At 64.7% G+C, this 12632-nt stretch carries 13 protein-coding genes; 9 read left to right on the plus strand and 4 right to left on the minus strand.

The features are described 5' to 3' along the window. Positions 1-36: 36 nt before the first annotated feature. Together Q0687_RS19580 and Q0687_RS19585 are read right to left on the minus strand one after the other, a co-directional pair. Positions 37-1176, minus strand: coding sequence for a thiolase (locus tag Q0687_RS19580; RefSeq protein ID WP_298879990.1), 1140 nt, complete (start codon positions 1174-1176; stop codon positions 37-39). A 3-nt stretch (positions 1177-1179) separates the two neighbouring features. Next, positions 1180-1593, minus strand: coding sequence for an OB-fold domain-containing protein (locus Q0687_RS19585; RefSeq protein ID WP_298879992.1), 414 nt, complete (start codon positions 1591-1593; stop codon positions 1180-1182). 206 nt (positions 1594-1799) lie between these two features. Here Q0687_RS19585 and Q0687_RS19590 point away from each other — a divergent pair, with 206 nt between their 5' ends. From Q0687_RS19590 to alkB, 9 genes are all read left to right on the plus strand, one after another. After that, positions 1800-3047 (plus strand): amino acid ABC transporter substrate-binding protein, encoded by a 1248-nt coding sequence (locus Q0687_RS19590; RefSeq protein WP_298879995.1) that lies wholly within the window; start codon positions 1800-1802, stop codon positions 3045-3047. 40 nt (positions 3048-3087) lie between these two features. Continuing rightward, positions 3088-4011, plus strand: a complete 924-nt coding sequence (locus Q0687_RS19595) for a branched-chain amino acid ABC transporter permease (protein WP_298879998.1) — start codon at positions 3088-3090, stop codon at positions 4009-4011. Continuing rightward, positions 4004-4924, plus strand: coding sequence for a branched-chain amino acid ABC transporter permease (locus tag Q0687_RS19600; protein ID WP_298880000.1), 921 nt, complete (start codon positions 4004-4006; stop codon positions 4922-4924). Before Q0687_RS19595 ends, Q0687_RS19600 begins: the two co-directional genes overlap by 8 nt. Continuing rightward, a complete protein-coding gene (locus Q0687_RS19605; RefSeq protein ID WP_298880002.1) occupies positions 4914-5645 on the plus strand; it encodes an ABC transporter ATP-binding protein in 732 nt (243 codons plus the stop codon). Before Q0687_RS19600 ends, Q0687_RS19605 begins: the two co-directional genes overlap by 11 nt. Beyond that, a complete protein-coding gene (locus Q0687_RS19610) occupies positions 5635-6354 on the plus strand; it encodes an ABC transporter ATP-binding protein (RefSeq protein ID WP_298880005.1) in 720 nt (239 codons plus the stop codon). The genes Q0687_RS19605 and Q0687_RS19610 overlap by 11 nt, the downstream gene beginning before the upstream one ends. A 42-nt stretch (positions 6355-6396) precedes the next feature. Next, positions 6397-7746 (plus strand): amidase, encoded by a 1350-nt coding sequence (locus tag Q0687_RS19615; RefSeq protein ID WP_298880007.1) that lies wholly within the window; start codon positions 6397-6399, stop codon positions 7744-7746. Then, complete coding sequence (locus Q0687_RS19620; RefSeq protein WP_298880009.1) at positions 7739-8425, plus strand: DUF2848 domain-containing protein; 687 nt, start codon at positions 7739-7741, stop codon at positions 8423-8425. Before Q0687_RS19615 ends, Q0687_RS19620 begins: the two co-directional genes overlap by 8 nt. Positions 8426-8611: 186 nt before the next feature. Then, on the plus strand, positions 8612-9358 hold the full coding sequence (locus Q0687_RS19625; protein ID WP_298880011.1) for a 2OG-Fe(II) oxygenase: 747 nt from the start codon (positions 8612-8614) through the stop codon (positions 9356-9358). 9 nt (positions 9359-9367) lie between these two features. Further along, a complete protein-coding gene (gene alkB / locus Q0687_RS19630; RefSeq protein ID WP_298880014.1) occupies positions 9368-10021 on the plus strand; it encodes a DNA oxidative demethylase AlkB in 654 nt (217 codons plus the stop codon). Positions 10022-10108: 87 nt separating this feature from the next. Here alkB and Q0687_RS19635 read toward each other — a convergent pair whose 3' ends face one another. Beyond that, positions 10109-11734 carry a thiamine pyrophosphate-dependent enzyme gene (locus Q0687_RS19635; protein ID WP_298880016.1) on the minus strand — a complete coding sequence of 542 codons (1626 nt, stop codon included), beginning with the start codon at positions 11732-11734 and terminating at the stop codon, positions 10109-10111. Positions 11735-11759: 25 nt separating this feature from the next. After that, positions 11760-12629, minus strand: coding sequence for a fumarylacetoacetate hydrolase family protein (locus Q0687_RS19640; protein ID WP_298880020.1), 870 nt, complete (start codon positions 12627-12629; stop codon positions 11760-11762). Between the last annotated feature and the right edge of the window lie 3 nt (positions 12630-12632).

Below are 12632 nucleotides of genomic sequence, written 5' to 3' on the forward strand. Positions count from 1 at the left end.
GTCTGGTCCTTCGGACCATCCCGGAACGACGAGGAATTACCTCTCGTTCGTAAACACGATCGTACCCGACGCGGCGAACATGCCGCCGACGCCGTGGCACACCGAAATCTTCGCGTTCGGCACCTGTGCCGGCGCGATGCCGCGCATCTGCCGCACGCTCTCCTGGAGCGCGTACATGCCGTACATGCCCGAATGCATGTAGGAGAGGCCGCCGCCATTGGTGTTGAGCGGCAGCTTGCCGCCGGGCCGCGTGTTGCCGTCCGCGATGAATTTGCCGGTCTCCTCGTGCGGCATGAAGCCGAGATCGCCCAGGCCGAACAGCGGCAGATGCGCAAAGGCGTCATAGATCATGAGATGATCGACGTCCTTGTGGGCGATGCCCGCTTCCCTGAAGGCGAGGGGGCCAGCGGTCTTGAACGCGCGCGAGGAGTTGAACGTCTCCATCTGGCTGACCATCGGCGTTTCCACGCTCTCGCCGGTGCCCATGATGTAGACGGGCTTGCGGGGAAAATCCCTGGCGCGGTCGGCCGAGGTGAGGATCAGCGCGCCGCCGCCGTCGGTGACGAGGCAGCACTGCAGCAGCCGGAACGGGTAGGCGATCATGCGCGAGTTGAGCACGTCGGCGACGGTGATCGGATCCTTCATCATCGCCCGCGGATTCCTCGCCGCCCATTCGCGCTGCACGACGGCGACCGAGGCGAGCTGTTCATGGGTGATGCCGTAGGTCTTCATGAAGCGCAGCACCGGGATCGGGAACATGCTGGGCGGGCCGTAGACGCCATAGGGCGCCTCGAACTGGCCTTGCAGGCTGTCCGCGGGGATCGAGCGCGGCGCCTTGCCGATCATCGACTTACCGCTCTCGGCATGCGTGATCAGCACGGTCTTGCACAGCCCGGCCTCGATCGCTGCAGCGGCATGGCGAACATGCAGCATGAAGGAGCAGCCGCCGACCGAGGTGCCATCCACCCAGGTCGGCTTGATGCCGAGATAGTGGCAGACCTGCTGCGGCGTTTCGACGGCGGTCGCAAAGCCGTCGATGTCGGAGAGCTTCAGCCCGGCATCGGCGATGGCATTGAGGGCTGCATCGGCGTGGAGCTGCAACTGCGAGGCGTTGGGGATGACACCGAGCTCGGTGGTCTCGGCCGCACCGACGACGGCAACCTGGTTCTTGCGCATGGCCTACCCCTTCGCCGGACGGAACACGGGGAGAGTGATCTTGTCGTCCAGCTCCTGGAACGCGACTTCGAGCTTCATGTCGAGTTCGAGCGCTTCGGGCGTTTGCGGACAATTGATGATGCTGCTCATCATCCGCGGTCCTTCGTCAAGCTCGACTACGGCAATCGCGTAAGGCGGCGTGAAGCCCGGCGCGGCGGGCCGGTGGTTGATCACGTAGCTGTAGAGGAAACCCTTACCGCTCGCCTTGAAGACGGAGACCTTGCGCGAGGCGCAGGACGGGCAGAACGGGCGCGGCGGAAAGTAAACCTGCGCACACGCATCGCAGCGTTGCAAACGCAGTTCGCCGGCTTTGGTGCCATCCCAGAAATGCTGGGTTTCCGGCGTCGGTTTCGGTCGTGCGCGCTGCGGTTCGGCCATGTCGGCAGCTCCTCCCAAAGGCGAGCACTTGATGCTCGTCCGTTTCAATCTTGATGCGCCAATTGACTATCGCGCGTCAACGGTCCAGCACAGAGCTCTGCACGCCATGTATTCCACCATGCGCACAATTGCGGTTGGCGTGCTTGTGTGCCAGTAAGTCGGCAAGGTACATAAGTGCCGAGACAAGAAGAGATCGGGAGGATTCCATGTTGAGATCACTAGGCGTTGCGCTGGTTGCAGGTCTGACCTTCGCTGCACCGGCCCTTGCTGCGGACGCGCCGGCCGAGATCAAGATCGGCACGCTCTACGCGTCGAGCGGACGCTATGCCTCGATCTCGATGCCGGTTCACTATGGACTGAAGCTGTGGGTCGAACAGAAGAACGCCGAGGGCGGCGTCTATGTGAAGGCGTTCGACAAGAAGATCCCGATCAAGCTCGTCGCCTATGACGACCAGAGCAATACGGCGACCGCGGCGACCCTGTACAATCAGCTCATCACCCAGGACAAGGTCGACCTTTTAGTTGCCGATTCCGGCTCGGTGCTGACCGCGCCTGCGGTCGCGATTGCCCGCGACCACAAGATGTTCCTGTTCGACCAGACCGGCACGGGCGCCAGCTTCTTCTCCAAGGACAATCCCTACATCGCCCTGATGGCCGACCCCGTCTCGACCATCTGGCCGAAGCCGGTTGCCGATTTCGTCTCGCATGATGGACCCGGTCTCGGCATCAAGAAGATCGCGATCCTCTATGCGACCAACGAGTTCACGGGCACGCAGGCCAACGCTTTCCGAAAGTTCGTCAAGGAGTCGGGCGCGCCAATCGAGATCGTCTACGATCAGGGCGTTCCGACCGAGACGACCAACTACACCGTCATCATCAACAACATCGCCAACACCAACCCGGACGCGGTGATTCACTTCGGCTATGCGCCGAACGACATCGCTTTCCTGCGCAACGTCCAGGACGTCGGCGCCAATTTCAAGATGCTGTTTTCGATCTATGCAGGTCTGGAGACAGAGCTGCTCGAGAAGAACGTCGGCGCGAAGGGACTGGAGCACGTCTTCACCTACGTTCCGCCGCAGGAGCTGAAATATCCCGTGAACTTCGGGATGAACATGGACGAGTACAAGGCGGCCTGGGACAAGAAATACCCCGACGGCAAGGTCGAGTTCGGCTTCAACTCGGTGGCCGGTTACACCTCGGCTCTGGTGATCGAGAAGACCCTGTCGGTCGCGACCAGCCTTGATCAGCTCGAGTTGCGCAAGGCGACCTTCAGCCTGTCCAATCAGCTGCAAACGCTCGACGGGACGTTCGCGCTCGACGAGATGGGCGGCCAGATCGGCGAACTCACGCCGCTCGGCCAGCTCGAGCTGAACGATCACGGCCACATCAAGTTCATCTCGATCTATCCGCACGAGACGGCGACCGGAAAGCCGGTCTATCCGCGTCCATGACAGGAAACCCTGAGAAGCGAGTCCTGGGAGTCGGCTGCTGATGTTGACCTACGCGTTGGTCGCCGGCGTCCTGTTCGGGCTGTATTTCAGCCTGGTCGGTGTGGGGCTCAACCTCGTCTTCGGCGTCATGCGCATCGTCAATCTTGCGCATGGCGACGTCATGATGCTCGGCGCCTTCGTGGCGCTGGGTGTCGTCACCCTGGCCGGAATCGACCCGCTGTTTGCGGTGCCGCTGGCCTTCGTGGTGTTTCTGCTGGTCGGCACGCTGCTCTATTGGGTGCTGGTGCCGCGGCTGCAGGGATCCGCAAATCCGGAGATGCTGTCGATCATCCTGTTCTTCGGCCTGTCGCAGGTGGTCGAAGCCATCACCACGATCTTTGCCGGCACCAGCGAGCGCTCGATCCAGAGCCGGCTGCTCGGCACGGTTTTCTCGACCATCAAGGTCCGGCTGTTCGGCGGCAAGCCGGAGGCCGGTCCCATCCGCATCCTCGGCCAGGGATTTCCCGCGCCCTGGGTGATTGCCGCAGGAACCAGCCTGGTCGCGATCGGTCTTGTGTACGTCTATCTCTATCGCACCCGGCTCGGCACCTTGACCCGGGCCGTGATGTCGCGACGCGACGAAGCGCTGGCCTCGGGCATCGACGTCGATCGCGTCTCGGCCGCGGCCTTTGGAATCGGGCTCGGTCTCGCCGCGGTTGCGGGCGTGTTCGCCCCGTTCATGTTCGGCTCGATTACGCCGGCCTTCGGTGCGGACGCGACGGTAACGTCGTTTGCGATCGTCGTGCTGGGCTCGCTCGGCAATCCGCTCGGCACCGCTCTCGGCGGCGTCGTCTACGGTGTCTGCTACATGCTGGTGCAGACCTATCTCAGCTCATGGGCGGACCTTCTGCCCTATGTGCTGCTGATCCTGATCCTCTTGCTACGTCCGAGCGGCCTGCTTGGAAGGCAGGTGCGCGTTGCCTAATGCCGTCAAGCATGTGCTGTTCATTCTGGTGCCGCTGATCGCAGTGTTTGCGGTGCTGCCGGGCGTCTATCAAAACCATCTGTTGCTGTTCAATTTCGTCACGTTCCTGATCCTCGCGCAGGGCGTCAACATCATCTACGGCTTCACCGGCTATTTGCCATTCGGCTATGTCGGCTTCTTCGGAGCCGGTGCCTATGGCTTTGCGGTGCTGGTGATGCACTATCAGTCGCCGGCGCTCGTGGCGGTGCTGGCGGCGGGGCTGGTCGGCGTGCTGCTCGGCCTGCTGCTGACGCCGTTGTTGCGGCTCTCGGGCGCCTATTTTGCCATCGCCAATCTCGCCGCGTCACTGGCTGTGCTGCATCTGGTCGCCAATCCCGCCTTGGAGGGCATCACCAAGGGGCCGTATGGCGTGTCGCTGACCGGGACGTTCAACCCGTCGCACGCCTATTATGCGGCGCTGGCGGTGCTGGCGTTGACGGTGGGCGGTGTCGTCTTCCTGAAGAACTCGAGCTTCGGGCTTGCGCTGCAGGCTGTTCGCGAGGATGCGGTGAGCGCGTCGATGGCGGGGGTCAACGTCGTCAAGATGCGCATCGCGGCCTGGCTGGCGTCGGCACTAGTTGCGGGGCTCGCGGGCGGCATCTATGCCTGGTACGTCTCCGTGTTCTATCCCGACAACGTCTTCAGTGGCGATTTCAGCATCTTCGCGATCGTCTTCGCGCTGTTCGGCGGTGTTGCGACCATCTCCGGTCCGATCATCGGCGTCCTGATCCTGTACGGCGTCTACAATCTGATCGGGTTCACGACCCCGCAATATTTCCAGCTCATCTACGGTCTTCTCATCATGGGGTTGGTGTTGTTCCTCCCGGCGGGACTGGTCTCGCTGGCGACGCGGAGGGGCTGGCATGTCCCCTGAGACAAAACCCATTCTCAGCGTCCGCAAGCTGGTGAAACGCTTTGGCGGCTTCGTGGCGCTGGATGGCTTGACCTTTCATGCCGCGCCCGGCGAGGTGCTGGGGCTGGTCGGTCCGAACGGTTCGGGCAAGACCACGGCCATCAACGTGATTTCGGGTCTCTACGCACCCGACGGCGGAGAGGTCGTGTTCGACGACGTCTCCATTGGCGGCACTGCGTCCCACAAACTCGTCCATCGCGGTATCAACCGGACCTTCCAGGTGCCGAAGCCGTTCATGTCGCTGACCGTGCGCGAGAACGTCAGGGTCGCCTTGGCCTATGGCCATATCGGGGGAACGCCACCGGCGCTCGATGCGCTGCTCGACGAATATCGTTTGGCTGCCGTCGCGGATCGGCCGGCAGCCGATCTCAACAGTGCGCAGCAGAAGATGCTGGACCTGGTCCGCGCCCTGGCGACGCGGCCGCGCCTGTTGCTGCTCGACGAGCTCGCTGCCGGGCTCAATCCCGCCGAGCTCGACTGGATTGCCGGGCGGATCAAGCAGCTCGCGGCAGGCGGCATGTCGATCATCGTCGTCGAGCATCTGATGGGCTTCATCGAGCACATCACCGACCGCGTCATCGTCCTCAATGCGGGCCGGGAGATCTTCGAGGGCAAGCTCGCCGCGGCCGTGCAGGAACCGCAGGTGATCGAGGTGTTCTTGGGAGGCGAGCATGCCGCCTGAAGCAATGCCTCTTATCCAGGCGCAAGGCGTCGATGCGGGCTACGGCACCATGCAGGTGCTTTGGGGCGTCGATCTCGACGTCAGGCCCGGCGAGACGGTCCTGCTGCTCGGCGCCAACGGGGCCGGCAAGACCACGTTCCTGAAATCGCTGGTCGGCCTGGTCGAGGCCCGTCACGGCAGTATTGCGCTAGCGGGGCAGGATATCGCGCATATGCGCTCCAGCGACCGCATGAAGCTGGGCATGACCTACATGTCCGAGCTTGCGGTGTTCCCCGACCTGTCCATCGAAGAAAACATCCTGGTAGGGGCTCAGGCGCTGGGACATGCCAACCCCCGCCGGCGCCTCGACGAGCTCTATGGCCTGTTTCCCGTCCTGCGCGACAAGCGCCGCGACGCCGCCTCCAGCCTGTCAGGCGGGCAGCGCAAGATGCTCGGGATCGCCAAGGCGCTCGCGGCCGAGCCGAAGCTTCTCGTCATGGACGAGCCTTCGGCCGGGCTGTCGCCGCTCTTCGTCAAGGAGGTGATCCGCATCCTGAACGGCCTGCAGGGGCGCGGTATCGCGCTTTTGATCGCGGAGCAGAATATCGGTTTCCTTGAAGTGGCAACCCGCGTATTTGTTCTGGAAGGCGGGCGCATTCGCTTTTCCGGCACGGTTGCCGAGATGACCGACAACGAGGCGCTGCGGCGCGCCTATTTTGGATTGAAATAGCGCGGCAGCGTGTTGGCCGCGCTCCACGCAGGCGAACCAGATATGCCGAACGCCCCGACCCTCGCCACATTGGCCGACGATCTCGAAAGCGGCCGCACCACCTCCCGAAAACTTGTCGAGGCGTGCATCGCCAGGATCGCCGATCCCGCGGGCGAAGGGCAGCGCACCTTCATCCATGTCGACAAGGACGCTGCGCTCGTCACTGCGGACGCGATGGATGCACTGCGCAAGGTCAAGGCCGCCCCATCGCGCTATGCCGGCATTCCGGTTTCGATCAAGGATCTGTTCGACATCAAGGGCCAGGTGACGCGCGCCGGCTCGCGCGCGCTCGACGATTCCTCGCCGGCCGAGCAGGACGCGGCCACGGTGGCGCGGCTGCGCAAGGCCGGCTTCGTCGTGATCGGGCGCACCAACATGACCGAGTTCGCCTATTCCGGCATCGGCATCAATCCGCATTACGGCACGCCGAAGGGCGCCTGGAACCGGGCCGAGGGGCACGTGCCCGGCGGCTCGTCCTCGGGCGCTGCGGTCTCCGTGCTCGACGGCATGGCGCACGGCGCGCTCGGCACCGACACCGGCGGGTCCTGCCGCATTCCGGCGGCCTATAACGGCATCGTCGGCTACAAGCCGACACAGCGCCGCGTGCCGCTCGACGGCTCGGTGCCGCTGTCGTTCTCGCTCGACAGCATCGGTCCCCTGGCGCGATCGGTCAGCTGCTGTGCCATACTCGACGCCGTGCTCGCGAACGAGCCGATCGTTCCGCTGAGGCCGCGCCCTGTGAAGGGCATGCGGCTCGCCGTGCCGACCACGATCGCGCTCGACGATCTCGACGCAGAAGTGGCCTCGACCTTCGAGCGCGCGCTGAAATCGCTCGCCGATCACGGCGCCATCATCGAGCGCATCGAGATGGCGGAATTCCACGACATCGGCCCGATGAATGCCAAGGGTGGCTTTGCGGCGTCCGAGAGCTATGCCTGGCATCGCTATCTCATCACCTCCAAGGGCGACGTCTACGATCCGCGCGTCTCCGTCCGCATCATGCGCGGCGAGGCGCAGAGCGCGGCCGACTATATCGACCTTCTCAACGAGCGCCGCTCGCTGATCGCCCGCGTCAACGCCCGCATCGCGCCCTACGACGCCCTGGTGCTGCCGACCACCGCCAACACGCCGCCGAAGATCGCGGATCTCGCCGACGACAAGGCGTTCACCACGCAAAACCTGCGCGCACTGCGCAATTGCACGCTGATCAACATGATCGACGGCTGCGCTATCTCGTTGCCGGCGCATCGCGAGGGCGAGGTTCCCGTCGGCCTGATGCTTGCAGGGGCGGGCGGATCGGACCGCCGTATCTTTGAACTTGCTGCCGGCATGGAGGCCGTCATCCGTGTTTGATCTCACTTTCACCGTCGACGCCCAGGACACCACGACGCCGCTGACCTTGGCGATCGACCAGATGGTCATCGCCGGCTGGACCGGCCGCGACCCGGTTGCGCGGGACAAGCACATCAAAGAGCTGCAGGAGATGGGCATCGCCCCGCCGGCATCGACGCCGATCTACTACCGCGCCTCGGCGCGCCGGCTGACCCAGCAAGACGGCATCGAGTGCTGCGGCGGGGACTCGTCCGGTGAGGTCGAGTTCGTGCTGATCGGCTGGCAGGGCCGTATCTTCGTCGGCTGCGGTTCCGACCACACCGACCGCAAGGTCGAGGCCTATAACGTTACCGTCTCCAAGCAGATGTGCGACAAGCCGATCGCATCCACGCTGTGGGAGCTCGAGGACGTCATCGGCCATTGGGACAAGATGATCCTGCGCTCCTACGCGACGATCAAGGGCGAGCGCGTGCTCTACCAGGAGGGCACGCTCGACGCGATGCTGCCGGTCGCGGACCTCATCGCCCGGGGCTTCGAGGGCGGCAAGTTCCCCGACGGCTGCGCCATGTTCGGCGGCACCTTCGCCGCCAAGGGCGGCATTCGCCCCGCCGACCGCTTCGACTTCGAGCTGGAGGATCCCGTGCTGAAACGCACGATCAGGCACGGCTACGACGTGGTGACGCTGCCGGTGCGGGGCTGATCTCCCTCATTCATCATTGTCGGGCACAGCTCTCTCCACGTCATTGCGAGCGCAGCGAAGCAATCCAGAATCTCTACGCGGAACCAGTCTGGATTGCTTCGTCGCAAGGGCTCCTTGCAATGACGAGGAGAGAGACATCGGAAATCGGGTGGCGGGGGTGAACGCTGGCCTGCAAAGATGATTGTCATGACAATGATCGCTCGCAAATCGCCCCATACGCCGCCCGCCGACCTCACCACTCACGTCGACACCCTCGACTGGCCCCAAATCACCGCCGAGCTCGACACCCAGGGCTGCGCCGTCTTGAAAGGCTTGCTCACGCCCGAACAGTGCCGCGCCGTCGCCGCGCTCTATCCCCACGACGCCCACTTCCGCAGCCGCATCGTCATGGGCCGCCACGGCTTTGGCCGCGGCGAGTACAAGTACTTCTCTTACCCGCTGCCCGACCTGATCGCGGAGCTGCGCCCGGCGCTCTATGGGCGCCTGCAGGGCGTCGCCAACCGCTGGAACGAGGCGATGGGGATCGACATCCGTTACCCCGCCGCGCATGCGGCGTTCCTCAAGCGCTGCCATGAGGCGGGGCAGGCGCGGCCGACGCCGTTGCTGCTGCAATACGAAGCCGGTGACTTCAACTGCCTGCATCAGGACCTCTATGGCGAGCACGTGTTCCCGATTCAGGTTGCGATTTTGCTGTCCGAACCGGGGCGCGATTTCACCGGCGGCGAGTTCGTGCTGACGGAACAGCGCCCGCGCATGCAGTCCCGCGCCGAGGTGGTTCCGCTGGCGCAGGGCGATGCGGTTGCCTTCGCTGTGCATCACCGGCCGGTGCAGGGGACACGCGGCACCTACCGCGTTAATCTCCGCCACGGCGTCAGCCGGATCAGGTCCGGCCAGCGCCATACGGTGGGTGTGATCTTTCACGATGCGAAATGAGCGGAGCCATTGACGGCCGATTTGTTCGACAGCGTTGCGGAGGCGCAGCCGTCGCGCGAGGAGATCGCCGACGGCGCCGTGCTGTTGCGCGGCTTCGTCAGGTCGATCGAGGACGAGCTGATCGAAGCGGTGCGCGCCATCGTCGCGCAATCGCCCTTCCGCCGCATGACGACGCCCGGCGGCCATCTGATGTCGGTCGCGATGACCAACTGCGGCGAGCGCGGCTGGATCACCGATCATACCGGCTACCGCTACGATCCCATCGATCCGCGCACCGGCGCGCCGTGGCCCGCGATGCCGCCGGTGCTGCGCGATCTCGCCCGCCGTGCGGCGGAGCAGGGCGGCTTTCAAAATTTCGCGCCCGATGCCTGCCTGGTCAACCGCTACGAGCCCCGGACGCGGCTGTCGCTGCATCAGGACAAGGACGAGCTCGACTATTCAGCGCCGATCGTCTCGGTCTCGCTCGGGCTGCCCGCGACCTTCCTGTTCGGTGGCCTCGCGCGCAGCGACAAGCCGCGGCGCTATCGGCTCGTTCATGGTGACGTCGTCGTTTGGGGCGGGCCGTCGAGGCTGGCCTATCACGGCGTCGCGCCGCTCGCCGACGGCGAGCATGCGCTGCTGGGCCGCAAGCGGATCAATCTGACGTTCCGCCGGACGCGGTGAGGGGCTCGTCATTCCGGGGCGCGCGTTAGCGCGAACCCGGAATCTCGAGGTTCCGGGTTCGGCTCTGCGAGCCGCCCCGGAACGACGTCAAGGCTTCGGCGGGTGAATAAACGCCCACGGGCTCGCTTCGGAATCCCGCGTCACCTCCACCGAGATCAGATACGGCCCGCCATGCGCGAGCGCCTTCTCCATGGCGGCCTTGAACTGATCCGGCGCGGTCACGCGCGCAGATGCGACGCCGAAGGACTCCGCCAGCTTGACGAAATCAGGATTGACCAGGTCCGACGCCACCACACGGCCGTCAAAGCGTTCGCGCTGATCACGGCGGACATTGCCGTAGGCGTTGTTGTTGAACACCAGCGTCACCACGCCGATGTTGAACTGCACGGCGGTGGCGAGCTCCTGCACGCCGAACATGAAGCCGCCGTCGCCGGTGATCGCCACCACCGGCTTGTCGGGGTTGGCGACCTTGGCCCCCAATGCGGTCGGGAAGCCCGAGCCGAGCGTGCCCTGATAGCCCGACGTGATGAAGGTGCGCGGCTCGTAGATCGGAAAGCCGTACCAGGACGCGAAGCCGAACTGCGACAATTCATCTGTCACGATCGCGTTCGCCGGCAGCACCTCGCGCAGGATGTTGAGATAGGCCATCTGCGGCTGAATGCGTTGGATCTCGGCCAGGGCGCTCGCGCTGGCGTCGCGGATCGCGGCCCGGCGGCCGGTCGTCTTGCTGTAGCCGGCCCTGCTGACGGCAGAGGCGAGATCGGCGGTCGCTGCCTTGGCATCGGCAACGATCGCGGCGTCCGAGATGAAGCGCCGCATCTCGACCGGATCGATGTCGATGCGGATGCTCTTCAAGCCGTCCGGCCGATACGGCCAGCGCGACATGGTCGGCAGCTCCAGCCGGGTGCCGATTCCGATCATCAGATCGGTCTTGGCCCATAGCTTGTAGGCCGCGGCCATTGTGAGGCCGAGCTCATGCGCGTTGGAGACGATGCCGCGGCCGCTGCGGAAAGCGACGACGGGCGCATCGATCATCTCGGCGAGTTCGAGGATTTCCTCGCGTGCCTCGATCGCACCGCTGCCGACGAAGATCATCGGCGCCTTGCTGGCCTTGATCAGCGCAGCCGCCTGCTTGATGGCATCGGGATCGGGGGGCGGCGCGGGCAGGGGTTCCAGCACCTGCGCAGCGGCGGTATCCGCGCGCTGGGTAAAGATGTCCCAGGGCATCTCGACCGAGGCGGGACCACGCCGTCCCGAGATCATCTCCTGGAACGCACGCGCCACGGTGGTCGGCGCATTGCCGGGATGTTCGATGCGATCAGCCCATTTCACATAGCTGCGCAAGGTCGCGAGCTGGTCCGGCATCTCATGCAGATGACCGCGGCCCTTGCCCAAAAACTGCGTCGGCACCTGGCCGGTGACGCACAGCACCGGCTCGTTGCAGCCGTAAGCGGTGAGCAGCGCCGCGCTGGCGTTGAGCACGCCGGGGCCGGGCACGACGCTGAACACGCCGGGCTTGCCACTGGAACGCGCATAGCCGAACGCCATGTAGCCGCAGGCCTGCTCGTGCCGCGCGCCGATCACCTTGAGCTGGGCCTGGTGGAAGGCGTCGAACAGGCCGTAGACCTGCGCGCCCGGCAGGCCGAACACGGTGTCGACGCCATGGGCGACGAGCCCGCTTACGATCGCTTCGCCGCCGGTGAGGGTGGTCATTGCATCATTCCAATCGTGTTGTTGTTCAGGCTTCGTCGACGACGCCGTTGCGCAAAGTGCCGATGCCTTCGGCCGCGACCTCGATGACGTCACCAGGCTTCAGGTAGCGCGGCGGATCGAACCGCGCACCTGCGCCGGTCGGCGTGCCCGTGACGATGATGTCGCCGGGCACGAGCGTGGCGAAGGTCGAGATATAGCTGATGAGGTAGCGGAACGAAAACATCAGCCGGCTGGTGCGGTCGTCCTGCCTGAGCTCACCATTGACATGCGTGGTCAGCCTGATGTCGGCGATCTGCGCTTCCCTGATGTAGGGCACGAGCCACGGTCCGAGGCTTCCGCTGGAATCAAAGTTCTTGCCTTGCGTGACGTTGAATTTGGCGTGGCGCAGCCAGTCGCGCACCGAGCCTTCGTTGCACAGCGTCAGCGCCGCGATGTGGTCGAGCGCAGCACTCTCCTTGATGTGCCGGCCGGGCTTGCCGATCACCAGCACGATCTCGCCTTCGTAGTCGAGCTGCTCGGATGCGCGCGGGCGCACCAGCGGCGTGTCATGGCCGACGAAGGAACGGGGCGAGCGCATGAACATGCTCGGATATTTCGGCGCGTCCTGGCCGTCCTTGTACTCGGCATTGCGATCAGGATAGTTCACGCCGATGCAGATGATCTTTTCCGGTGCGGGCACCGGCGGCAGCCATGTGATCTCGTCGAGTGCATAAACCGGCGTGCGGCCGGCGGCCTCTTCGGCGAGGCTCACCAGCTTTCCGGCCGCAATAACCTCTCGCAGCGTCGGATAATCTTTGGCATAGCGCGCGGAGAGATCGACGATGCCGCCCTCCAGGACGGCGCCGTATCGGGTTTCACCCTTGACGGAGTAGGTGGCGAGGCGAGGGATTTTCATGAT

The organism is uncultured Bradyrhizobium sp., from assembly GCF_936928535.1.
Taxonomy (GTDB): domain Bacteria; phylum Pseudomonadota; class Alphaproteobacteria; order Rhizobiales; family Xanthobacteraceae; genus Bradyrhizobium.